Annotated in this window: 24 protein-coding genes; 7 read left to right on the top strand and 17 right to left on the bottom strand. The window is 54.2% G+C overall.

Annotation, left to right across the window (positions count from 1 at the left end; all coding sequences use genetic code 11):
• Positions 1-43 precede the first annotated feature (43 nt).
• The 9 genes from VNX88_19695 to VNX88_19655 all read right to left on the bottom strand — a co-directional run bounded on the left by VNX88_19695 (position 44) and on the right by VNX88_19655 (position 8,788).
• Positions 44-1,186, bottom strand: a complete 1,143-nt coding sequence (locus VNX88_19695) for a phage major capsid protein (GenBank protein HWY70902.1) — start codon at positions 1,184-1,186, stop codon at positions 44-46.
• A 105-nt stretch (positions 1,187-1,291) separates the two neighbouring features.
• Entirely contained in the window at positions 1,292-1,522 is a 231-nt protein-coding gene (locus VNX88_19690) for a hypothetical protein (protein HWY70901.1), read from the bottom strand.
• 29 nt (positions 1,523-1,551) lie between these two features.
• Positions 1,552-1,854 (bottom strand): hypothetical protein, encoded by a 303-nt coding sequence (locus VNX88_19685; GenBank protein HWY70900.1) that lies wholly within the window; start codon positions 1,852-1,854, stop codon positions 1,552-1,554.
• Positions 1,851-2,228, bottom strand: coding sequence for a hypothetical protein (locus VNX88_19680; GenBank protein ID HWY70899.1), 378 nt, complete (start codon positions 2,226-2,228; stop codon positions 1,851-1,853). Before VNX88_19680 ends, VNX88_19685 begins: the two co-directional genes overlap by 4 nt.
• Positions 2,229-3,161: 933 nt before the next feature.
• Positions 3,162-3,440 (bottom strand): hypothetical protein, encoded by a 279-nt coding sequence (locus VNX88_19675; protein HWY70898.1) that lies wholly within the window; start codon positions 3,438-3,440, stop codon positions 3,162-3,164.
• A gap of 833 nt (positions 3,441-4,273) precedes the next feature.
• Complete coding sequence (locus VNX88_19670) at positions 4,274-4,834, bottom strand: hypothetical protein (GenBank protein HWY70897.1); 561 nt, start codon at positions 4,832-4,834, stop codon at positions 4,274-4,276.
• Between the two features lie 56 nt (positions 4,835-4,890).
• Entirely contained in the window at positions 4,891-5,856 is a 966-nt protein-coding gene (locus tag VNX88_19665) for a hypothetical protein (protein ID HWY70896.1), read from the bottom strand.
• A gap of 831 nt (positions 5,857-6,687) precedes the next feature.
• Positions 6,688-7,050, bottom strand: coding sequence for a hypothetical protein (locus VNX88_19660; GenBank protein HWY70895.1), 363 nt, complete (start codon positions 7,048-7,050; stop codon positions 6,688-6,690).
• A gap of 460 nt (positions 7,051-7,510) precedes the next feature.
• Entirely contained in the window at positions 7,511-8,788 is a 1,278-nt protein-coding gene (locus VNX88_19655; GenBank protein HWY70894.1) for a M48 family metalloprotease, read from the bottom strand.
• A gap of 89 nt (positions 8,789-8,877) precedes the next feature.
• Here VNX88_19655 and VNX88_19650 point away from each other — a divergent pair, with 89 nt between their 5' ends.
• Positions 8,878-9,477 (top strand): hypothetical protein, encoded by a 600-nt coding sequence (locus VNX88_19650; GenBank protein HWY70893.1) that lies wholly within the window; start codon positions 8,878-8,880, stop codon positions 9,475-9,477.
• A 6-nt stretch (positions 9,478-9,483) separates the two neighbouring features.
• Here VNX88_19650 and VNX88_19645 read toward each other — a convergent pair whose 3' ends face one another.
• On the bottom strand, positions 9,484-9,909 hold the full coding sequence (locus VNX88_19645) for a hypothetical protein (protein ID HWY70892.1): 426 nt from the start codon (positions 9,907-9,909) through the stop codon (positions 9,484-9,486).
• A gap of 346 nt (positions 9,910-10,255) precedes the next feature.
• Here VNX88_19645 and VNX88_19640 point away from each other — a divergent pair, with 346 nt between their 5' ends.
• From VNX88_19640 to VNX88_19620, 5 genes are all read left to right on the top strand, one after another.
• Positions 10,256-11,098, top strand: coding sequence for a hypothetical protein (locus VNX88_19640; GenBank protein ID HWY70891.1), 843 nt, complete (start codon positions 10,256-10,258; stop codon positions 11,096-11,098).
• A 28-nt stretch (positions 11,099-11,126) separates the two neighbouring features.
• Positions 11,127-11,336: a hypothetical protein gene (locus VNX88_19635; protein HWY70890.1), complete on the top strand. Its 210-nt coding sequence runs from the start codon at positions 11,127-11,129 to the stop codon at positions 11,334-11,336.
• Between the two features lie 44 nt (positions 11,337-11,380).
• Positions 11,381-11,872 (top strand): hypothetical protein, encoded by a 492-nt coding sequence (locus VNX88_19630; protein HWY70889.1) that lies wholly within the window; start codon positions 11,381-11,383, stop codon positions 11,870-11,872.
• Positions 11,869-12,558 carry a hypothetical protein gene (locus tag VNX88_19625; GenBank protein HWY70888.1) on the top strand — a complete coding sequence of 230 codons (690 nt, stop codon included), beginning with the start codon at positions 11,869-11,871 and terminating at the stop codon, positions 12,556-12,558. The genes VNX88_19630 and VNX88_19625 overlap by 4 nt, the downstream gene beginning before the upstream one ends.
• 681 nt (positions 12,559-13,239) lie before the next feature.
• The gene (locus tag VNX88_19620) at positions 13,240-13,683 is read left to right on the top strand and encodes a response regulator transcription factor (protein HWY70887.1); all 444 of its coding nucleotides are present in this window, start codon (positions 13,240-13,242) and stop codon (positions 13,681-13,683) included.
• 140 nt (positions 13,684-13,823) lie between these two features.
• Here VNX88_19620 and VNX88_19615 read toward each other — a convergent pair whose 3' ends face one another.
• Positions 13,824-14,192: a hypothetical protein gene (locus VNX88_19615; GenBank protein ID HWY70886.1), complete on the bottom strand. Its 369-nt coding sequence runs from the start codon at positions 14,190-14,192 to the stop codon at positions 13,824-13,826.
• A 315-nt stretch (positions 14,193-14,507) separates the two neighbouring features.
• Here VNX88_19615 and VNX88_19610 point away from each other — a divergent pair, with 315 nt between their 5' ends.
• The gene (locus tag VNX88_19610) at positions 14,508-15,644 is read left to right on the top strand and encodes a hypothetical protein (protein HWY70885.1); all 1,137 of its coding nucleotides are present in this window, start codon (positions 14,508-14,510) and stop codon (positions 15,642-15,644) included.
• Positions 15,645-16,186: 542 nt separating this feature from the next.
• On the opposite strand, the gene VNX88_19605 is transcribed toward VNX88_19610, so the two are convergent.
• From VNX88_19605 to VNX88_19580, 6 genes are all read right to left on the bottom strand, one after another.
• A complete protein-coding gene (locus tag VNX88_19605; GenBank protein ID HWY70884.1) occupies positions 16,187-16,828 on the bottom strand; it encodes an outer membrane beta-barrel protein in 642 nt (213 codons plus the stop codon).
• Positions 16,829-16,914: 86 nt separating this feature from the next.
• On the bottom strand, positions 16,915-18,516 hold the full coding sequence (locus tag VNX88_19600; GenBank protein HWY70883.1) for an ATP-binding cassette domain-containing protein: 1,602 nt from the start codon (positions 18,514-18,516) through the stop codon (positions 16,915-16,917).
• Between the two features lie 148 nt (positions 18,517-18,664).
• Positions 18,665-19,912 carry a Gfo/Idh/MocA family oxidoreductase gene (locus tag VNX88_19595; protein ID HWY70882.1) on the bottom strand — a complete coding sequence of 416 codons (1,248 nt, stop codon included), beginning with the start codon at positions 19,910-19,912 and terminating at the stop codon, positions 18,665-18,667.
• Positions 19,913-19,955: 43 nt separating this feature from the next.
• Positions 19,956-20,975, bottom strand: a complete 1,020-nt coding sequence (locus VNX88_19590) for a Gfo/Idh/MocA family oxidoreductase (protein HWY70881.1) — start codon at positions 20,973-20,975, stop codon at positions 19,956-19,958.
• Between the two features lie 4 nt (positions 20,976-20,979).
• The gene (locus tag VNX88_19585; protein HWY70880.1) at positions 20,980-21,861 is read right to left on the bottom strand and encodes a sugar phosphate isomerase/epimerase family protein; all 882 of its coding nucleotides are present in this window, start codon (positions 21,859-21,861) and stop codon (positions 20,980-20,982) included.
• The gene (locus tag VNX88_19580; GenBank protein HWY70879.1) at positions 21,858-22,817 is read right to left on the bottom strand and encodes a sugar phosphate isomerase/epimerase; all 960 of its coding nucleotides are present in this window, start codon (positions 22,815-22,817) and stop codon (positions 21,858-21,860) included. The genes VNX88_19585 and VNX88_19580 overlap by 4 nt, the downstream gene beginning before the upstream one ends.
• Positions 22,818-22,982 lie beyond the last annotated feature (165 nt).

The following is a 22,982-nucleotide window of genomic DNA, read 5'->3' as shown; positions in this document are numbered from 1 at the left end:
GACGCGATGGTCAGCCCCGATGTGAAACCCAAGCTGGTTGGGGTTATGCGAAGTGAAGCATTTTGATTGCGCTGTCGCTGGTACTTGGCACCGCGTACTGCATATCAGCGCGTTTGCGAGCGATGACTGCGGTTGAGCCTTGGTCTGCGTAACGCTGGCTCAGAACCTGCAACGTGATGCCGGGAACGTGGCGCAGCATGATGTATGAGAAGTCTCCGAACAGAATCGGGTTCTTCGTGCTTGCGATGTTGTCGCAGTAATCGCTGAAGTAGACGGGGAACCCTTCAAGACTCAGGACGCCTGCTTCATCACGAATGAACTGGTAAATGTAACGTCCGTTTGAGTCCTTCAATGCTGCGATGCTCTTTGCCGTGCTGCTATTGAGCAGGAAGGCGCACTTCTGACTGCCGCGATACTGCGCGTTCACGGAGTAAATCAGGTTGTGAACGTCGTCGGCTGCAATCGCAGCACCACCAGCAGCAACAGCCGCACTGCTGTTGGCAGCAAGTGTGGTCAGCAGGCTCGACAGAAACTGTTTATTTTGCGCTCGGCTGAGTCGAGCAGCGAGCGACCGCTGCAACACGTTCTCGATTGCCTCAAAAGCATCTTCGACGAGTTCGTTACTCACCAGCACGGAACCAGACGAGAAAGTTGTCGCGTGCATCGACACCTGAGACAACACCGGGTCTACTTCGGTGACGACGGTGTTTTCGTTTTGAATGTACCCTTCGTTTGCAAGGTCATCGCTGGCTGGCATGACTCTAGGCCCACCGTCAGCCGTTGGAATGTTGGTGAGCAGTTCGCTGTCTGCGTAGAGCGGGCCTGCTGCCTTCTGCATCAAGATGAGTTCTTTTTCGAACTGCGCGGGCACTAGATAGCCACCAGCGTTGTTGGTGCCGACGCTCATTGCGGTGCGGACTTCGCCCTTCAATACGCGGCGAATTTCTTTGGTGACTTCGGAGCGTTCGCTGCTGGCAACGAAGACGCGCTGAACACCTTCTTGGGCCAGTACCGAATTGAGTCTGTGCAGGCGGTAATTATCCGCTTCAGCGGTGTGCGCGTCGGCCATTGCCATGAGCGCGTCAAACTTGGAGCGGTCCTCTTTGCTGAAGTCAGGTTTGGCGAGCAATGCTTGCGCTTGCGCGATGTACGAAGCGCGCTGCTCAGCCGATGAAAGCTGTGACATTTCTACGGAATCTCTTTCTCTCTCGCGAGATTGATTGAATGGTTGGTGTTGAGCGAACACACGAATGCGTCGCAGTGGTTGTGCTGTGTTGTCGAGAGTTCCGATTTAGAACAAGCGGATTGCGTTGTTCAGGCGTGACGCGAGTGCGTTGCGGTCGGAATCGCTTATGCGTTCGGGTGCAATAGCAGGTGCGGCAGGAGTCGAACTCAAGTTCTGCCGCTTTCGCAGCATCCGGGTTCTCTTCTCACTGATGATTCTCGCGATGTGCGTTGGGCACGTCTCAGGTACGGCTTTCCAACCAAGGTCAGCGCGAGCTTCAAGAATTGCTACTTCCATTGTGTTTCCTTTCTCCCACTTCGAAACGGTCAGAAGTAAACTCTCCTGCCGAGCTTGCGTATTTCTTCCTTCTTCGACTTTTCGATGACACGCTTGAGTCTTGCGCGCATCCGCTTCAATTCCTTCTTTGAGACGACCTGAAGGTAGTAGGTCTTCCATCGACCGTTGTCGTTGTCATCGCGTGTTCGACGCACGGCACGCACGACCAACGTCGGGTCGTCGGTGATGAGTTTCGTTGACCATCCGTCAGCCGGGTCTGGCACGTCGAAGCTCGGCGTCCAGCCCAACCTCGAAACAGGCGTCTGCTTGTCGAAGTCGAGGGCTTTCTTCATTGGAAGTCTGACCACCCGTTCACTTCGTCTTGGGTCTGGGCCGTCGCTGCCGCGAGTTCGTCGTCAAGCAGGGTAAGCTGCTTCTGGACCGACCTAATCGCGCTGACCGCCTGCGCCTGAATGCGGAAGGCTGGGTTCAGTCGCTTCGTCTCCTTTAACTGGCCATTGGAATCCAGCGCGCCGAGCACAACGAACAATCCGTCGCGTTCTATGGACTCCATGCACAGATTCAGATTGACCTGCATCAGACCGAGTACGGCTTCCGCCTGCCGGATGTCTGCCTCAATCTTGGCGACGGGACGTGGGGCACGGATGCGGCACTTCTGTTGAGTTCCGCGTAGCTTCTTTTCACTTTCGGTGAGTTGACTGGGCATAAGAAATAATTCCTTGGGATTTACCCAAGCAGGTTGGCTATACCAAACCCAAGCAGGTTGGCATAAGAAAGTTTTTGTGGTTGCACGACTAACTTTATTGCTGCCCAACGGTCGCGGAAACATGCCGTGGGAAGATGCGAAGGCCCCCTAGTATGTCTATGATGCTCAGTGACTTACAGGGTTCCGCTTTGGGAAACCCAAGCTGCTTGGCATTGCTGAAACCCAAGCAGGTTCATCGGCAAACCCAAGCTGGATTCGCAATGCTCTAATCCTTAGCTGCGTGCCTTATGAAGTCGATAGTTGGCTGGTTGTTCTGGTGTGCCTTCTTCGCTGTGTCAGCGTTGTGTGTAGTTGCGCCGGGCTTGGCTCTTCGGGCAAAAAGATGTAACTACCGCAAGACACGATGGCAATACAGCGAATGGGGTCAGGGCGTCAACGAAAAAGAAACCGAGAACACGCCAGTGAATCGACGATGGATGCGAGTCTATGGTTTATTGTGTCTCGGATGGCTCCTGTGGGCTTTCTGGTACGTCACCCACTAAACCTAATACTCTTCCCCCCCGGTATCCCAATGATGCTCAGTGACTTACAGCGTTCCGCTTTGGGAAACCCAAGCTGCTTGCAAGCTGCCGTAAAATAGGACAAGCAGGAGACAACATGAACATGAACATGGTGAAACACTACCCCGGAATTTACTTGGGGATGGTTGTAGTAATCACGCTGTATTGGGGGCTGTACCTCTACCGAACTTTCTCCCAAGTGTCGTCCACGAAGACCTCTGGGAGTTCAATGTTCTGGTGGAATTTTTATTCGACAGCCGTTAGCCCGGTATTTTGGGTATCCGCCTTGGTTATGTTCGCGGTGATTGTCGGGTGGATTGGAAGAGTGCCGAGACTGCCGAATCCCTGATGCTGCTGCGTGGTACTCGCAGAGCTAGCTTGCTTTGCGGGTCTTCACCGGAGCGGTATTGTATTTAGCGTTGTTCCTCTCGCAGGCCGCGTCAAAGTCAACCTTCTGCCACTCATCGGCCTTGCCGTACACATTGCCACTGCAATCCTCAATGCGATTGCCCTTGATGGGGAAGTGGAACTCGCTCCCATCGGCGACCAATATAAGGGCAACGGAATCGTCCGGTTTGCGCGCGACGCTGAACTGCACGATGGAACGTCGCCTGATTCGTAGAACCTCGCGTATAGCTGCTTCTAGTTTCATTTGTTGTGTTTTTCCTCTCTTCCTATTCTGAAATTTGATTGTTACTGCTCTGGTCTGTACTCGATTGTGCGTCCCATTCCGATAGGAACAGCGGTCTTCGCTTGGGTGCTACGGTGAAAGGTCGCTTCGGCAGCAACCACAGTCGCCACCGGAACCGTCCAGCGTCAAACGTCACGGTGTGACCACAGTTGCAACACGTCGCAGTGACGATGCGTTGGTCGTTGGCGTCTGGCATCACCTGTTTCGCGCTCGTGCCACATTCGAAGCCGAGCGACATATCGCCATCGCCACGCAGTGAAATAAACTTTACGAACCTGTGTTGGTGGTTAGCAGTCTTATTCATTCGTGTTCCATTCTGAGATAAAGGTTGGGTGCATCCGGCATGAAGGCTCGTGAGAAGCCACAGATGCACCCCAGAGCGAAGCCAGCAAAGCTCCGCAAAACTAGCGCACATCTGTGCGCTGCAAACTTTGCCGCGCCGGATGCCCACCACCAAGCGCGGCAGTGCGCGTGCTCTATGTGGGGTCTTCGACCACGGCAGCATCGCGCAACGTTAAACTTCCCGCCGTCCTAGCACGAGGAACGGCGGGACGCGACGGAGCGAAGCTCAACGCCGCTGGGACCAACCGGGCAGCATGGCACGGTGTCGGGGCCGGGTGCCGTTGGTCACTTCAATGTTTGTGTTGCTAGGTCGTTGAGCGACGTGAACCGTCGCGAGCCCAATTTCCCTCTACAACTCCATTGTGCGGGGGAACGGATTTGTCAACACGCTGAGTCGCTCAAAGGTCTGCACGGTTCTTTCTCTACACCCATTATGTGGGGGAACAACCTTGTCAAGGGGTTCCATCCAATACCAATTCCTCAATGTGGTATTCCAGCATTCGCACCTTCCGCTTCTTCTGCTCAGGTACAGGCGCGAGCTTGGTGCGACGAATGCCGTCAGCATCGACCCCCGATGCTATGACAACGGGTTTTACTACCTTGCGGTGCGACACCTTGGGTCGTGCCTTGAGCTTTGTTTGCTTCTTTTCCCACTTCTCGTCTTTCGCTTTGCGCTTCTGCGCGGTGATAGCCTTCAGCCGCAGGGATGCTGCCTCTGCTTCCTGCCGCTCGCGTTCTAGCTCTTGGCTCGACTGAGCCTTAAGCTCACGTTGCAGATGTTCCTGCTCTTGTGTAATGGCCTTCTGAACTGATTGGTAATAAGCAGTGGCTTCTTTCTTCTTCCCTTGAGCGAGCAAGCGTTCGTAGTGCTTCTGTTCATGCGGCAGCATGACATCCCCATCGTCCTCTTCCTCACCGTCGATGCTAATGATGTGCGTAGGCCAACGCTCTAGCGTGTCGTCGGACTGTTCCCATAAAGACCTGCTCTCATCAATTACCTTCTTCTTGCCCATGCTTCTCCTTGATTGTTGTCGAAAGTATTCTCAGTTCCCGTTCCCGCTGCTGTTCCTCACGCTCCAAGGCCGTCAACACGCGCTGTCGATTCAACGCAGCCCGCTGGCGCACTGCTTTGCCCATGAAATACCCTGCCTTCGACGATTTGCTCATTCCTTCGAATCTCCTGTGCTGATTTAGCTACCAGTTTCAATGCTTCGAACTTCGTAATGTTCAGGTGCTGCATCGCAAGCTGCACCAGCGTGCCGCCACGGTAGCAGTCGTGGCAGTAGAACAGCCCAGCGACGCCTTTGGTGACGTTCAGGTTCAGGTTCGGTCGGCGACGCTTCGTGTTTCCGCAGAATGGGCAGCGCGTCGCAAACTCTTCGTTCGCCGCTGGGACAATATCGCGACGTAATACTCTCGTGGCAAAGTCGAGCAGCACTTCAGGCGGATATGGTCGGAACCCGCGTTCTGCCCGCTGTTGCGTGATTGTTTCTGCCCACGGTTCCCAGTCAAGCGGATAACCCGTCTCAGGGTCGCGAAGCTCCACGGTGATGCTTCGACCTGAGCGCATGAGTTCGCACAGCATACCGGGGCCGATGTCTTGCTGTCCTAACTGCTCGACTACTCTCGTGAACGTGTTGTGTGACAGCGCGCTCAACCGTCGTAGTTCAGTCACTGGCACCGTTATTGAGTCATTGCGTGCTACCGTGGCCAGTTGCAGGGTTGCAACGTAGAACGAGAGCACCGCTCCATTAAGCGTCGGCAGCAAATTGCTGATTGCCCATTCTGGGACACAGAACCAAGGCCGCTTAGAACGATGTAGTACAGTTCTCAGGTTGATGTGCTTTCTCCTGTTCCCCATCGTTGGGCAGAGGCTTTCACCTGTTTCCGGGTCACGCATCGCATACCACCAAGACTCGAACCTTCCGCGCTCCGCTCTCTGGTCGTCTTCAAGGTGTTCGATGAACCGCTTTTCGCGTAGTCCCTTCAGTGCGTACTTCACCTGTCGCTCGCAGTAGCCAGTTGTTGCGCTCACTTCTGCCACTGGTGCCGCGAACATGCACTGTGAACGCGGTGTAGACGCTAAGCGACACAGGTGCAGGTAGACTGCTAGCTCGGAAGCAGACAGAATCAGGGTGCCATCAACAAAAATGCAGGCTGGTACTGCAACTGTGGCTGTGTATGGCCACAGGGTCGATGGCAGTAACTTGCTAGGCATAAGCTGGGCTGTAACCGACTCCTTTTCACAACTAGGTACACATCATGGGTACATGCATTACTGCTACCTATGGTGCAATGAATGCATTGGTTCTGGAACCCGCGTCAATACTGGGGATAATCGACGTTGGGGTGCAATGGCATGGGCATTTTTCTTTCAAATATTGCACCGCGTGAATCAGGCAGAAATTGCAGTGAGATTCGTCAAATACTGCACCCCGTCGTTCTTGCCTATGCCAACCTGCTTAGGTTTGGCAATGTCCCCAAAATACGAAACGCACCCGCCACTGACGGATGCGTTCGCTAATTCGACCTACTAATAGTAGACTCCCGTTTTGGGAATTTGTCAAGTGAAATCAACGTAGAGGCTTGGGTTTGGCAGCAGGTGCCCGTGTACACGCCACTTCGTTAGCCGCTGCGAATCATGGCAGCTAACTCCACGTACGGGTACGCGGAGCGAGTAACCCCCGTTCTCGCGCATTGCAGCCGCGCCACGGCGTCGCCGACGCATCGGACGACCCGAAGTGTCACCGAAATCGAGCGACGCCTTAAATAGAGTTGCCTTTTCTGCATAAATCATGCAGAAATTTTGAGTTGCACACGTGCGTGCGCCTGAGTCGGTGAAGGTCGCGTGTACACGGGGGCTTGCTCAGGCTGCGCGTTGCGGTTGCTTCTTCGCTCCGAGTGATATGAGCTTCATCAGCGACTCACCCGCATCGGCTGGGTCGGCTTCGGGAAAGCTGGGCAGCAGTCCGGTGCCGATGGCCGCGTACACCCGTTCAGAGTCTCTATCGGTCGAACGCAGCTTCAGGGATTCGATGTACTGCTCGAACTCATGCACCTGTTCAAGGATGGGTTCTGGCAAGTCACCACGGGTGACGACGTTTTGCAACATCACCCCGACGAGTTGCAAGGTCGCCGCGCACTCACTGCGACTGATGACGGGTGTGTCCGGTTTTCCGAACGGCTGCTTCACGCTGGGGTTCTCCTTCGACAAGTGGCGGGCTGTCATTATACGTGCCTCACATAGTCGAGCACACGACGCCACAGCGACGGTTGCAGGCGTTGCATTTCCGGTATGACGAAGTCTTTGACGAAGCGGGTACAGCGGCACGACATCGAGCAACCAGTGCGAGCGCAGAACTTCTCTTCACATCTGTTGCATTCGTTCAGGTCGTCTTCACTGCATACCCTGCCGCACGCAGGGCAGGAGCATTGGATTGGAAACGCGATGACGTTGGTTTGCTCGATACTTCCCGCTGTCGGAAATGCGGTCGCTGACATTTGATTAGTTCCCTTAGTTCCCTTTGGTTTTGTATTGCTAGTGGCAGATTAGCGCGACGGGCACAGCGTCGCAATGCAGAAATATGCTTAGGAGTTACCGAAGTGTCCCATAATGGGAATGGAACAGTGCAGACGTGAAACACAAGTTGTGTGTGTGTGTCACGCGGTTTCACCGAGTCTCATGACGATTACTTAGCCTCAACCTTGAACTTGTTGGGACCGCCTTCCAAAACGACTATCTCCTGTTCCCTCACAATGCCGCGAGACTCGGCAGCGATAACGTGCGGTCCCAGAGCCAGTTGAGTGCGAATCTTGTGAACCGACAATGACTTACCATCGATTAGCAAGTTGGCATCTGATGGCTTGGCCTCAAGCTCAACAAACATTGATTTCGCACGTTCGGCTGGAGAAAGGTTGCCATTCGCCAGACGTTCTATGTACGCGACCCGCGCTGGATACCAGTCTTTGAATTTGATAAAGCGAGCACGAACTGCGTCCTGCGGCAATTGCATTAGAGTCGCACGCGGCACTCCGGTTGATTGAAATGAAGTTGCAACAGAGGAAGCATGGGAAACTCTCGCCAACATGCCGGGATGGTCTGAACACAGCACTTCGGAAACTGCCGCTCCACGTGAATTCGGCAGAATGCCCGGATAAAGCGAAAGCCAACGCAGCGACTTTGCCATTAGAAAAGGGTCGCCAGTCGTTTTCCATGTCAACCAAGCACCAAGCTCGTCCGCGTCCGACTCCTTTTGTTGCTGTTCCTGTTTGGCTAGCAAGGTGCCCGAGGATACGGCTGCTAGACTCCTGAAGAAATTCCCCATTCGAGACTTTCTTCCGGTCGCCACGGACTGCTGATAATCGTTGATTTGTCGGATACCAGAGTTGATGTAGTCATTGCAGGCTTGTGCCAGAGGGCGATAATCAGGATGACCGAGCACATTGTGTGCAGTCTCGTGAGCAAAGACCGCGATTAGACCATTCCGACCCGGATTGTAGTCCGCAATTGATGCGAGATATTGGTTGGCCTGCCGAGGGTTCATACCTACAGCTTGAAGCTCTTTAAGCGGGTCGATGTACCACTGCATAATGCCCGTGTGCAGTGTGACGTTTTGCCCGGTGGCAAAAGCGTTCGGCTCTGTGCTTCTCTTGAAATGTATGGCTTCGCTCTCATCTGCGTGGCCTACCAAAGCAAAGAACCGCGAAGAATATTGCTGAAGCCAGTTCTCGTAATTAGGAGCTTGCACCATCGGCTGGCCGCTCAAGAATTGCGTCTCCATGATGGCGTGAGCAGCGTGAAACTGGTCTGTCGGTGCGAGCAGTGCCTTGCACGCTTCTTCATTTGTGGAATAGCGTCGCTGAATCGCCGTCATCAATTGTTGCGTCCACTGGCACTGGGCGTAACACAGAGTCGATGTCGAGACGACGAGGAACGTCGCGAGAGATTTCAAGGCGATTACACGCATACTCAACTCCGGTGAGCACGCAAACTATATTCTTTTTTGGGAACTAATCAAGAGCGGAGAACGCGAGAGTTTTCGCACTAAGAAAGCCATTGACAGGCCGTGAAGTCCGCACTACGCTGTTGCGCCACCTGCTCGCGAAGGGGGAAACTATGCAGCAAGCTGCTACTAGCACAGAACAAGTACTCCCAGTGCCGCCAATGCCGCAAGAGCCGCACTGTGTTTCTATTATCAACGGTGGTACTTGCGACCAACTTCGTGCCCAGTACCAACAGTCTCTCTCGTATCGGCAGTCGGTGGTTACTCACAATGCGCTAGTCATTGGGAGGCAACAGGCAGCTCAAGAAGCAGCCGCTGCTGCTCAACAGGCAGCCGCAGCCAACAATCAGCAGGTGCAATCGCTGCAACAGCAGATTGCCGACCTACAGCACCAACGCGACCAGCAGGTTCAGGCGTTACAGAAGCAATTAAGTGATTCACAGCAGGAACAGCAGACACAAATCGTGGAAGCAGCGAAGCAAAAGTCTGCCGCACATGATGAAGGATTTCTGCACGGTGCCAGTTATGGAGTCGGTGGAACGTTACTGCTGTTCGCCGTGGTGTATGGTATTCGTCGCTTGCTGCGCAGGTTTACAGTCACGCGAAGAGAGCCGACCGCGATTGACGAGAAGCGCAGGGCAGCGTCAGCGTAAACGCGCCTAATTAGCAATTGCAAACAACGCTGCTGTGCCTATTACAACTGCGAAGAATCCTCTGAGCTGCGGACTCTCTGCCTTTCCCGTACGAACATACGACGAGATATGTTCGCAGTTCCAGCGCAGCAGAAGATTCGGGCTTCCGAGCACTTCATTAGCGCGCTGCCAAACGGCCTGTTGTTCCTGCCACCCATCATGGCCACGCCGACCGAGTCTTATGGTCTGTCCGCTCGCCAGCAGTTCACTGAGACGCTTAAAGCAAGCTGTGCCATTCTTGGGAGCGTCGAGCACAAGGTAGTCGCCACCACCCAAGAGTGCGACCACGGTCATGACGTGAGTGACGGCACCGACTAGCATCTTTAGTTCGTCACCAATCTTCAAAGCGAATTTGGGAAATCGTAGCTGGTACATGGCTATTAGACGATTCAAGCAGCTACAAACGTTGCAGAAATCTCAGTCAGCAATTCCAGTCAGCAAATCATCCGGCCTATACGTACTTGCAAGCACTTGGCAGTCTCTCGCGGATTTGTAAGTGTTTGAAAGTGCTCGTTGTTTCGGGCCTGAAAAGGCTGGCGTCTTGTAGGAGCGTTAGGGCCGCTTTGGTTTTGATTGCTGGTGGCAGAGTATCTCGATGCGGTGGGCAGGGCAAGATTACCAAAAGCATAGGTTCCGAAATGAAACACAGGTTGTGTGTGTCACGCGGTTTCTGTTTGGTGCGAGAAATCCACCATAAAGGCTTGCACGGCAATGCTATCGTTGTAGCGGTAGGTGCCAAATGAAACGCTTCGAAAACCGCTACCCGACGCCCGAAAGCGACCCTTTAATCGTTCGCTTCCCCGGTGAAGAACCCGAAGAACCAAAGTCGAGCAAGGCCCCGGTGTTCCACACATGGGCATCGGCAATTGTCGCCGCTGTGCTCAGCGCGCTGCTCGCTTGGGGTATAGGTAACATAGCCCAACTGAAACAACATCCCATCGTCGCCAGACTACTCTTTGCAGGCGTATTGGCTGCTGGGCTTGCTTCGATTGCGCCGTTCGCTTGGAGACGGTTTCGAAATTGGCGTCGGACTCGCGCAGCAGAGCGCGCCGATGCTGAATTCGTCGCGGCCAAAGAGCAGGAACTTAGAGAGTTGCTTTCGACTTTCCGAGTGTTCGTCGCCAATCACGACATTCGCTCGCTTCGCAACATCCTGCGGTCGGCACTCGCAGAAGACATTGCGACCCTTGCTCCGATTCTCGGCAATGAGTACGCGGAGAACTGGGCACACTTCTTGGACTTGGAGCTGAAGACGCCATCGACATCGGAGCAGATATTCTCGAATCGTGCTGCGGAGTTCACGTCGTTGGTGAATAACTTCAGCCGCACTGAAATACAACCAGCGCAGAAGATTATTAACGCGAGCAAACAACAATACAGCGACAGCTTCCTTGATGCCCTTGAACAATTCCGCGAAGGGTTCAACGCTTTCACGCGTGACCTACAGAAGTGGGCCGCTTCCGTGAATGAACATTTGATTCCCAAGTTGGGCTATCACACACCGAATCAGAATTTTGAGTACATCAATCCTTTTCATCGGGCCAAGGCAGCAGTGGTCGGCATAACAGTCAACGGCGTGTAGCTTCCCAGCTACGCCGAAAGGGAGAATCGTGAGGCAGCTAATCGAAGGCGTGGCAGGAAAAACCATCGCGGAACTGGAAGTGATTGACGTGAACGAGTGTGTTGACCTTGAGCTTCGTTTCACGGATGGCACCTGTCTGCACGTGCAGTCTAAGGCGAGAGCGGAAATGCGCGTTGTTCAGTTCGACAAAGACGGTGAGCCGAGAAATCCACAGAACAACGCTGAAATTCACAATTGAAAACTGCTTAACATCGACCGCACAAAAGAGTGATGATTGCAGGTATGTCGCAAACGACCGACTCGATTTTCCCGCTTCGATTTGAAAACGCCAACCCCGTTGCTGCCGAAGAATTGCTGTTCGCTCTACAACTCGGTCAAGCCGCTGCAACGCACAACATGCCGACGCCGAGTCCATCAGCGAAACCGATAATGTTGGGTGATACAGATGGAAGCGTTACTGAGATTCGTTTCGCTGACAGCCCTCAAAATCGTGCATTGCTTGCTGTGAACAAGCACTACCACGATGACAAGGCTAAGGCGTTTTCAATTCAAATCCGTATCTGGGCCATTGCCGAGATTCTGCACCACCCGAAGATGCAGGAATGGTGTAAAGGCGAAGAGATTCACGCAGCTATTGTGGTTGCTGCTGCTGAATTGCCGATAAACCGTCATGGAAAATTCGCCGTGAAGCCGTTCCTGAAAAGGGTCAAAGAAATTGCATCGGCCCACAGCACTGAGGAACTTGAACGCAAGCTCCTGTCACACACTGCATGACTGAACCAGACACGACGAAAGATGTAGGAGTCGCTTTCTATCTCATTGGGCATGGCCCATACCGACAGCCACGACTAATCGAGCTTCAGTATCTCCGTATTCTGCGATACAGAAAGGCTCTCGGCGACCGCTACGACGACAGGCACACAGAGCCTGAAGTTTTCATCGACCTGAACTTCCCGCGCATCATCGGGGCTTCGGAAGCCAACAAGCTCGACGCGTTCATGAGGCTCTGGAAGGCTGTTCGAGAAAAGCAGCATTCAGTCGTTTACCTTGACCTTGAAGAAGGAACCAGCTTCAAGCGTGACGAGTTCACGTTCATCCGAAGCACACTGGAGCACGCCGGGACAAAGGTTCTCAATGCCTTCTATGACGATGAACACCCTCTTCAAGACAAACTTTCCGAGATGTACGGCAACACGGTCGCGCAGTGGGAATTAACCACCATGTCAGATGTGGTCAATTTCTTCCCCGCGCTTGCTGGCGACATCATAGCGACCGCACTGAATCATGAACTGGCGCTCGGTCAGGACAATGGGAGCATGAACCCAGTCAGATATAGAATTCAACACCTGCTTGAGTTAAATCCCTACGCTGCGAATCGGCACCCATTCATCGAAGAACGACTGCGCTGGCAGTGGGCTGCTCGACATCGACAAGGTACGCCACAAACTTCATCGGAGTAACACATTGGATTGAGCTGAGCAGGCGGAGACTGGGAAGAGCAGTAGAATCAGCTTGGGTGGACTTCCCACGCTACATTCCACAAATCACTTACAAATCAGTTAGCTGGTTTTCCATATACTTTCATGCACTTTTGTTGCTGTCCGTGCTCTGCAAGTGCTTGAATGTACGTTCTAAGGCGGTTTCGAATCCCACTCTCTCCGCCAGTGCTTCCTCCAGGCGCTTCGAACCTGCAGGTGTTTGTCCATTTCAGCGCTTGCTATCCCGCGATCCCCTTTGCGTTCCGCTTCTCGGCAAATTACACACTCCGAAGTTGAGAGATGGCTCCCCGCCACTGGTAACCGACTAGTGGTTACGAACAAGGTCCGGAGTGAAGGGCTGCCAATCGGCCCAGGTTGGCAGACGATAATCTCACCGGTTCGTGAGAACCTTCTTTACACAGACGATTCCGAGCAGGATAATTCGATTCTGGAGTCGGTGAAGGAGATCTCCTCCGGCCGATCAGCCGACCCGCTTTTTACATCCCCACGCTTCCCAAAAATGGAGCACTCTACGCGACAAGATCCGGTGCAGCAAAGAGGGTGTCACTCTGCTTCTTGACGGCGGTTAATCGCGGCAGTTGGCCGCGAGATCGCAAGCCCCGACGTGGCACACGGTTTGTCATTGGTCGGAGGTAGCCGCACGTGAAGCCAAGCTCGAATGGAAAAGCAAGAATCTTCCTGGCCGATGATCATCGGGCAATTTTGGATCGGGTTTGCGCACTCCTGAACGGAAGGTTTGAGCTGGTGGGCCAGGCTCAAAATGGGAAGGCCGCACTCGAGGGAATAGAATCGACGCGTCCGGATGTACTCGTCATCGATATCGGAATGCCTGTGCTCGATGGCATTCGCGTGATGCAGCGCCTCCAGGAGCAGCGTTCGCCGACTAAGGTCGTCTTCTTAACCGTTCAGGAAGATCCCGATTACGTCACGGCGGTGTTCCATTACGGTGCCCGCGCTTACGTGACCAAGCCTCGGATTAGCTCCGATCTGGTAGCGGCAATCGAAGAAGTGCTTGCGGGCCGCACTTTCATTTCTCCTTCGTTGTCACTGTCGGGCAACGGCTTTGGCTCCAAGGCCAAAGCCTAAGCAATCTGCGGATCCGAAACGGGGACTATTGCATCCGGATTTGCCTGCTCAAAGTTCAACACTCTCCAAATTCGCAGAACATTTTCGGAACGGAATTCGCTAATGCTGAATGGATGTGGCGATAGTAGCTATAGTAGCTATCAGAACGCATCTCGTCTGTCCACCGCGATCGCCCGGCGTGCTGTCTTCGTTTTGTGCCGAATTGGTTTCTGGGATCGGCTATGCACACGCAAAAAAGTGACGTCATCGTCCGCCGAATCGTCGTCATCGGATTCGGCGTTTCGATTGGCGATCATGTCTGCCAAGTCTTGAAAGTCCTGCTGCAACTTGCCCAAATGTAGACGTAGTGCCTCGATCTCAATCTGCTGCCTCTCTACCTGATTCTGCAGTGCCTTGATCCGCACCACAGCAGCAGGCGAGGCGAGGTCGTGATTCTTTGTCGCACTTTGACCGTATGCTGGGGCCAGCAAGAAAAGGATAAAGAGGCCGGCAATGCTCGTGGCTTTCATGAGTACTCCTTGAGATTGAGACTTCGATCCGAGAGCGCCCTTACGCTGCTGCTCACGGTAACGAGTTTCCCGAAAGTGATGGAAGTTGGGAACTGTCAACTGTGGCAGCGCTGCTCACGAGTCGCGAGGTGCGTAAACGAGGGGTTCTTAGGCTGATCGAATGCTTGACGCTGGTCCGAAGTCGCACTACCTACCTGTCACCTTTAACAGTTTGCTTTGCCGATAGCCCCGAGGAAGATCGAACATTGCAACAACGTCTGTAGAGAGCGTGCGGGGAATGACGGGAGCATTTCGGGGCTCGCACGATGGTGGAGCATGCCCGGAATCGCAGTTTCCCGCCAGGAACCGGTTAAGCATGCGCGACGGCTTGCCATGCTGCAACAGAGTTCCCGCCGGTCGATCCTGATCGCGATCGGGGCAAGTGCCGTCGCCTGGCTTCCCGTTGTGGTCCTTTCTGCGTTGCAGGGTTCCGAGGTACTGCGGGGATTTTTGCTCGACTACGCAGCTCAATCACGCTTGCTCCTGGTCATCGCGGTTCTGATCATTGCAGAGCCGGCACTGATCAAAAGACTCGAGCTGATTGCAAACCGTTTTCTTGAGGAGAAATTGATCACAGAGGAGGATCGCCTGCGGTTTGAGTATGCGCTTGCCAGATTTCAGCGCTGGGGTAATTCCGGCCTCGCCCAGACCAGCCTCTTTGCCTTTGCGTGTCTGATTGCCGTTCTCACATTGCCATACATTGAGCCAGACTCCTTCTTGCCTTGGTGTCACGGCAGTGGCGGAATTAAAAGCCTTTCTCCTGCGGGTTCCTGGTACGTGCTGGTGAGCCTTCCGATCACGATGTATTTCTTGCTGCGATGGCTTTGGCAGCAATTGCTCTGGGGAGTGTTCTTAGGCGCCGTGGCGCGAATGAATTTACGGATTGTTCCCGCGCACCCCGACAAAGTAGCTGGCCTCGGTTTTCTTAGGACCAGTGATCGCAAATACATCCCATTCAGCTTTGCTATCGGCACGATCATCGCCGGAGGGGTAGCGAACCGTGTGTTGCATGAACACTATGCGCTCCCCAACTATCAACTGATTCCGGTTCTTACCATTGCACTGGTGATCGCGATTTGTGCTGCTCCCGTATGCGTGTTTTTCACAACGCTTGTAGACGCCAAACGCCGCGGGATATTCGAGTATGGCGCCTTGGCGAGCGCGGTTGGCCGAAGATTTGAAGAGAAGTGGCTGACGAACAAAGAGGGGAACGCGCTGGAAGCGAAAGACTTTTCCGCAACCATCGACCTCTACTCGGTCGTTGCCAATGTAGAGCAGATGCATCCCTTCCCATTGAAGATAAGCAGCCTTAGCCGATTAGCAATTTGGTCTGTTATTCCTTTTCTACCGGTCCTGCTGGCTTCATTGGGATATGAGACTGTGCTAAAGCGGCTTCTCAAAATGCTTATGTAAGCCAGCCTTGCGTACTGTCTGTTAGAGCCTATCCAGGCGATGAGTCGACCTCTAGCACAAACTCGGTCGAGGAGGGCACGTCCTCGGCCAGTCTGTTGAGCGGCTGATCTTCCTGTAACGTCAAACGGACAGCCCCAGACTACACAGTCCGATACTCCTCCTGCTAACCCTGACAGTTGTGCATTCGTAGGAGACTGATATCGTTTGCTCGCAAAAGCGCCCAATTACGAAGTAATCAAAACGTAACGAAGTTCTGTGATTCTCTGGCCAACGCGGTGGGAGTCGCGCAGGTATGGTGGATGGTACCGGTTTCATTTCGGGGGTTTGGTGCGGCGTGATTCTCGGAGCCGCTGGGATGCTATTAGTTATCTCCTTAGTACTGCAGAATGCGCAGCGCAAACAGGAGCGTCGATTACAGCGTGTGCGCGAAATCTGGCATTGAAGTCCATAGCTGGCGCCTCACTCTTGAGCCTTCCTAGACAGCTTCCCGCGAATTTGCGTATTGTTTCGTCGTCATATTCAGTAGTTCGCCGGCGAGGGAATCAGAAGCGAATGATGATGCCGGAGCTGACTTCTCCCTGTTGCGCATACTCGTGGTTAGACACGGCGTAGCACTCATTGAATCCATTACAGAACAATTCTTCGCTTGATTTCACATAAGTCGGTGTCCACTTCGCCTCGAGCCGTAGTCCCAGGTGAGGAAAGAAGAAGTACTTGACCCCACCGCCTACTTCAAAAGAGAACTGTGTCTTGGTGTCGAGGTGAGCTCTCGGCTCAAAGGTGCTAAAGCCAAGCCCGCCAACAAAGAACAGTTGAGGATGGTTTCCCATTTCTGCAGCGTGAAACATGAAATTGAAATGGTATTGATCCAGATAGGCGCCAAAAAGCCGAGTATTGCTGTTGTTCGCGCGCGACCGCCCATCAATATGAGTGTCCTGGCGGCTCCATTGAAACTCCACACGGACGTTGTCGTGCACCGAATGGTTTAGTGCTACTCCGTAACTGGGATTGCTTTCAAAATGGAGTGATTTGAAAACTGGGTTGAGAGCAGGATTTGTCAAGTCAATGCTTCCGCCGAAGCGGTAGCCCACCGTCGGAGTCAGCTCAAATCCTCCTTGCGCCTGCAGCGATGAGGCAACGCTGAGCAACGTCAACACCTGCAGCACCCTGATGGCTTTGGTCATAGAACGATGTTGCCGTTCCGATGCGGGATTTGGGCCTGTCAAATATTGCAGTCGCTAAAGCAATCGTTTTCGATTCCCCCGGCATGTCAGACCATTACATTCGCGCTGTAGTCGTCGTACGTTCCTTTGAAATCCTCAATTTTTCCGTGATCGAAATGCCAAATGCGGGTTGCCACTTCCTCGATCAAGTCGTGATCGTGAGTGACCAGGAAGACAGTTCCTTCATATCGCTGAAGGGCGATATTCAGCGCGTTGATCGATTCCAGGTCGAGGTGGTTCGTGGGTTCGTCGAGCACCAGCACATTGGGCTTTTCCAGCATGAGCTTGCAGAAGAGAAGTCGCGCCGCCTCTCCGCCGGAAAGGGCCTCCACCGGCTTCAGAGCCTCGTCTCGCTGAAAGAGCATTTGACCGAGGAGTCCACGCAGCTCTTCGGTTGACGCCTTGGCATCGAACTGACGGAGCCAGTCCAGCGTGGTGAATCCATCTGCGATTGACTGGCGGTGATCCTGAGCGAAGTAGCCGATCTGCACCTCGTGGCCCCACTTGATTTCGCCGGAGTCGATGCTCAGGCCTTCGGAGCTGATAGTCGGTGCGCTCCCGAGAAGCGAACGAATCAAGGTGGTTTTGCCCGCGCCGTTGCGTCCGATCAGTGCGATCTTTTCTCCGCGTCCGATCGAGGCACTAAATCCACTGATTACTGTGTTATCGCCGTAGCTCTTCGACAGATCCTTAAACTCGAGGGCGTGTCGCCCGGAAGGCCGATTCATTGTGAACTTTATGTAGGGACGCTGAATGTTGGACTTGGCAAGCTCGGTTGTCTGCAGACGCTCAACTTCTTTCTTGCGCGACATTACCTGGCTCGATCGCGTGCCGGCAGAGAAGCGGGCGATGAATTGATTCAATTGGGCAATCTTCTTTTCACGTTGAGCGTTGTCAGCCTCGATCTGCGAGCGAACCTGAGTCTTGGCCATCACCATGTCGTCGTAGCCGCCGGTATAGCTGATGATGGTTTCGTAATCGATGTCGGCGACATGCGTGCACACGCTGTTGAGGAAGTGGCGATCGTGTGAGATGACGATTACAGCGCCCTCGTACCGAATCAGGAAGTCCTGCAGCCAGTGGATCGAGTCGAGATCGAGGTGGTTGGTGGGCTCGTCGAGCAATAAAGCTTGAGGATGTCCATAGAGAGCCTGGGCCAAGAGAACCCGGACTTTCTGTCCACCCTGAAGATTGCTCATCTTCTGATCGTGCAGCGGCTCAGGAATATCGAGGCCATCGAGCAGGATCGCTGCATCGCTCTCGGCGGTGTAGCCATCTTCTTCGGCCACGATGCCTTCGAGTTCGCCCAGGCGCATGCCGTCTTCATCCGTGATTTCCGGCTTGGCGAAGATGCGATCGCGCTCCTCGATCGCCTGCCACAGTCGACGATTGCCCATGATCACCGTGTCGATCACTCGATAGGCATCGAATGCGAACTGATCCTGGCTTAGCACGCCAAGCTTGCGTGGACGAACTACATTGCCTTTTTGCGCATCAAGTTCTCCGGTGAGAATCTTCATGAACGTGGACTTACCAGAGCCGTTCGGCCCAGTAAGGCCGTATCGCCGGCCCGCTGTAAAGGTTGTGGAGACGTCGTCGAACAGTATTTTGGCGCCGTAGCGCATGCTTACGTTGCAAACAGAAATCATTTGGGTGCAATTTGCCTTATTTCGGGAACTTGCTGAGGTAGGGCTCTAGAACGAGGTCAGAAGCAACTACTCTTATCTAGGATAACATGCGAAAACGGCGGCTCCGAAATGGGATTTGAGGAGCCGCCGTCAGTTAGTTACAAACTCGTTACACCTCGGGCTGGATCGCTTTTGCCTCCTCCCAGGTGATGCGTGCCTTGCGACGATAGGAGAGGTTGGCCATGTGGCCGGCGACCGCAGAAACATAGCCAATGTCCACGGAGGCATTCGGCTGCTTGCGCGACCGAATGCAATCGACCCAGTTCTGCATGTGGTTCTGGTCGGGTGTATTGCCGGTAAGCGCTGCGCCATTCTTGCGGTTGGCCTTCTCGGGGAAGTAGCGCGTCGCGGACTCTGATTTGCCCGTGACCATGTTCTGTTCGCCGGCAACGTGCTCAATCGTTCCATCGCTACCGAGAAGGTGCTCGCCAAGTCCGTAGCGGCTGTTGCTAAAGGTGGACTGCCAGTTCACGACGATGTCTTGTGGGAAGTCGAAGGTGATCGCGATCGTGTCGGGAACTTCGCGTCCGTCCTTCTCTGAGAAGACACCGCCCGTCATGTAGGCAGCAGTTGGAATCTGTAGATCAAGTGCCGTCATGATCCATGCAATCTGGTGAATCAGGTTCTCCGTCACATTTCCGCCGGAGAACTGCCAGAACAATCGCCAGTTGATAAATTTGTTCGCGTCGAATGGCTGTGAAGGGCGGCCGTTGAGGAAGGCATCCCACTTCACATTTGCGGCCGTACAGTCAGCAGGAATGGGTCGCACCCACTGTCCTTTCCCATGCGGACTGTTGCGGCTCATCCACGACTCGACCATTGTTACCTTGCCGACAACGCCGTCTTTAATCCACTTCTTCGTGTCCGCGAGTGAGCCATCACTCTCGTGCTGAAGACCGATCTGCACCACACGGTCCGAATTCTTCGCCGCCTTCAAGCAGTCCTCGGCTTCGGGAATCGACCAGGTCATCGTTTTTTCCGAATACAAATCTTTGCCGGCGGCAATCGTGTCCTGAAAATGTCGAGCGTGAATATGCAGAGGGCTGGCAACAATCACGCCATCGATGTCTTTCTGGTCGAGCAGGCGGCGATGATCGTCGTAGGTCTGGATATTCGGAACCACGGCCCTCGCTTCGGTGAAGCGGCGAGGATAGACGTCGGCCATTGCAACCAGGTCAACATTCGGTACAGCGACAATTTGTTTCAGCAACTCGCTGCCGCGTCCACCGACACCGATCATCCCGATTCGTACACGGTCGTTTGCTCCGAGCACACGCGGTGGATAAACCATCAATGCCGCAGTTCCTAGAGCGGCCTGTTTTATGAAGTCACGTCTTGCGATTGATTTCTCTGACACGTTGTCCTCCCTTGTGACCTTCTCCTGTTGGTAGCTCTTGTGATCAGCACGCCACTGCGTCATGAAGGCGTGCCGAACGATAGATTGCCTCAACTACGGCAAGACTTCGTCGTCCTTCGTCGCCGCTACAAACCGCGGCGGTTCCTGTTTCGATACTCTTTACAAAGTCCTCAAGGATGCGCTGATGTCCGCGAACATCGCTCACGACTGGTGAGTTCGCACTGGCATTTTGATCTGCCGGTTCGGTCTGCAATCCGTCTTTTAGAGGAGTTTTCAGATCAATTCTCGTAATCCGATCCTGCTCAAGACACACAGTTCCTTCAGAACCGGTGACCTCAACCTTGCGCGCATACCCGGGAAAGGCAGCTGTAGTTGATTGCAACACTCCAACCGCTCCATCCTCGAACTCAAGCGTCGCCACGCAGGTATCCTCAGATTCGATTTTGTGAAGCGCGGTTTTGGTAACGGCTTGCACGCGATTGATGTCGCCGAGAAGATACAGAAGCAAATCGACCGTGTGGATGCCCTGATTCATCAGTGCTCCGCCGCCATCGAGGCGCAAGGTGCCGCGCCATTTTGAATTACTGTAATACTCCGGTGGACGGTACCACTTCACGGAAGCCTCAACCAGAAGGATGCGGCCAAGCTTGCCGGATCGAATCCAATCGCGCAGCCGAAGAATGTCAGGTTTCAGGCGGTCCTGAAAGATGACGCCGAGCTTGACTCCAGATCGCCTGGCTGCCGAGATCAGATCGTCAGCCCGCTCAGTGGTAATGTCGATTGGTTTCTCCACCAGGATGTGCTTCCCGTCTGCACAGGCTGCGATTCCCTCAGCCGCGTGAACTCCGGAAGGGCTGCCGATAATTACCAGGTCCAAAGGTCGATGCGAAAGAAATTGCCGCAGATCATCGTAGTCTCCGATGCCGTATTTCTCCGCGAGTGCTCTCACCCGGCCGCGATTTGTTCCGACCACGGCAGCAATGCGCAGCCCTGGAATGGCCAGAGCTGCGCGAATGTGAGTGTCTGTGATGTTGCCGCCGCCGATGAATCCTACATGCAGCATTTGGCTATGAAAGCGCCCCAGCCTTTTGCAGTTCTTCCTTCATGCCTGACCAGCTCTGACGAGTCGATTCCTCCGGCGTGCCGGCGCCACGCCAATGAGTTTCGAGGCTGGTGGCGTACTTGTAGCCCTGCTGCTTGAGCGCGCGGAACTGTCCGACCCAATCGATGGTGCCCTTTCCCATAGCAGCCCATTCTTGTCCATTGCCGGCTGCCTTTTTCTGAATGTCCTTGCAATGTACGTGGCCGATGCGATCTTTCGGCAGCGTGTCATAGCCGTCCGGATAGGCGTTCTCGCCACGCATGGCGGCGTTGCCAGGATCCCAGTTGACCATGAAGTTGGGCGACTTCACTGCGGAGAGCAGGCGCGCGGCCTCGGCTCCCGTTGCGGTGTTGCAGGCGTACTCATTTTCAAGAATCAGAATGATGTTCTTCTTCGCAGCCTTGTCGGCGGCTTCGCGCATCTTGTCGTCGATCGCGGCGCGATAGGGAGTCTGGTCATCTAGCCGCCAGAAGTCGAAAATCCGAACACGATCGGTGTTGAACGCCTTGGCCAGCTCGAACGAGCGATCCAGCAATTCGTCTTGCTGCTTGAACGTGTAATCGGCGCTGAAGGTGTCGCGCTTTTCCGCAGCCTTGGATAGCGGTGCCCCGGGCCAATCTACCTTGAAGACCGGACTCGCAATATCAGTCACGCGCATTTTGGCGCGCTCCAGCAACTGGCGGGCTTCGTCGATCTCTTTCGAATCCAGCTTCAGGATGTTCTTGTTCCACATCCCTCTCAGTTCGATCCATTGCATGCCAAACTCACGAGAGGCTACGTCTACTGCATGCCCGAAGTCCTGGCCGATTTCATCGTTGATGACAGCGACTCGAAATTGGGAGCTCATATCGCGAACCCCAGCCGGTCGTGAAGATAGTTCTTGCTGATCAATGCTGCGTCCTTTGGTGAGCGCGAGGGATCAGGAACTACATCGAGTTCCACAACTGCCCAGCCCCTAAAGCCGATCTCGTGAAGTGCTTTGAAGGTGGCCGGCACATCGACGCGTCCGCGTCCCAGTTCGACGAACCGGAAGTCTCTTCCGCGCGACGATTGCTCTTTCGGAATACTCTCGACGTCCTTTATGTGCATGAACAGAAGCCGGTCGCGATACTTGTGAATCGCCTTTACCGGATCGCCTCCACCTTGTAAGTAGTGAGCGATATCGAGCTCCAGCTTCACGTAACGTGGATCGCTAGCATCTAGAACGCGATCCACTTCTTCTGGACTCTGGCCGATGGTCTCCATGTGGTTGTGATAGCCAAGCTTCACACCTAAGTCAGCCGAACGCTTTCCAATCTCAGTAATTCGACGACCCAGAGCCTTGTAATCGCTGGCGGTAACGGCGCGTTTCGGCTTTGCGTCGATAACCTGCAGGTACAGGCTGCCCGCATCATGGGCGTACTTCGCATTTGCGGTATGTTTTGCGATCTCCTCGTTTTCTGAGGATTCGACGCTCACAGTGCCGCTGGACAGCGCCACCATTGTCAGATGGTGTTGCTGCAGCAGATCGCGCAAGTCGGTCGGATTTGGGAATTCCTTTAGAACGTCAGAACGCAACTGAATTCCGGGGAAGCCAAGGGCTGAGACATCCTCGATTGCCTGACGGTCGTTGCCGCCCCACGTGATCGAGGCGTATCCAAACTTTATGTCTGCGGGCGCCGCCGACACTGGAGTATCAAAGTAGGACAAGTCCATCGGCGGGTAAAGCGGCTCAAAAGCCGCCATAGCAGGCTTGGTAAGCGCCGCCAATGCAGCGGCAGCGATGGCGCCGTTCAGAAAATCACGACGAGAAAACGAAGACATTCTCCTCAGGCTCCTTCTCAGAGACTCCTAGCATTCATAACATTACCGCTCGTGCGCTCCAGAAGTCCATTTCGTCCCCGATGCGGCATGCGTTGGGCGCATCAGTGCAGGAAATTCTTTGCGGCGAAAAAACAGGCCGGATCAGTTTGGATGCTGATCCGGCCC

The sequence above is a fragment of the Terriglobales bacterium genome (assembly GCA_035567895.1).
In the GTDB taxonomy this organism is placed as follows: domain Bacteria; phylum Acidobacteriota; class Terriglobia; order Terriglobales; family Acidobacteriaceae; genus Gp1-AA112.
The sequence above is the reverse complement of the archived record's forward strand: the minus strand, read 5'-3'. Positions and strand labels throughout refer to the sequence as shown.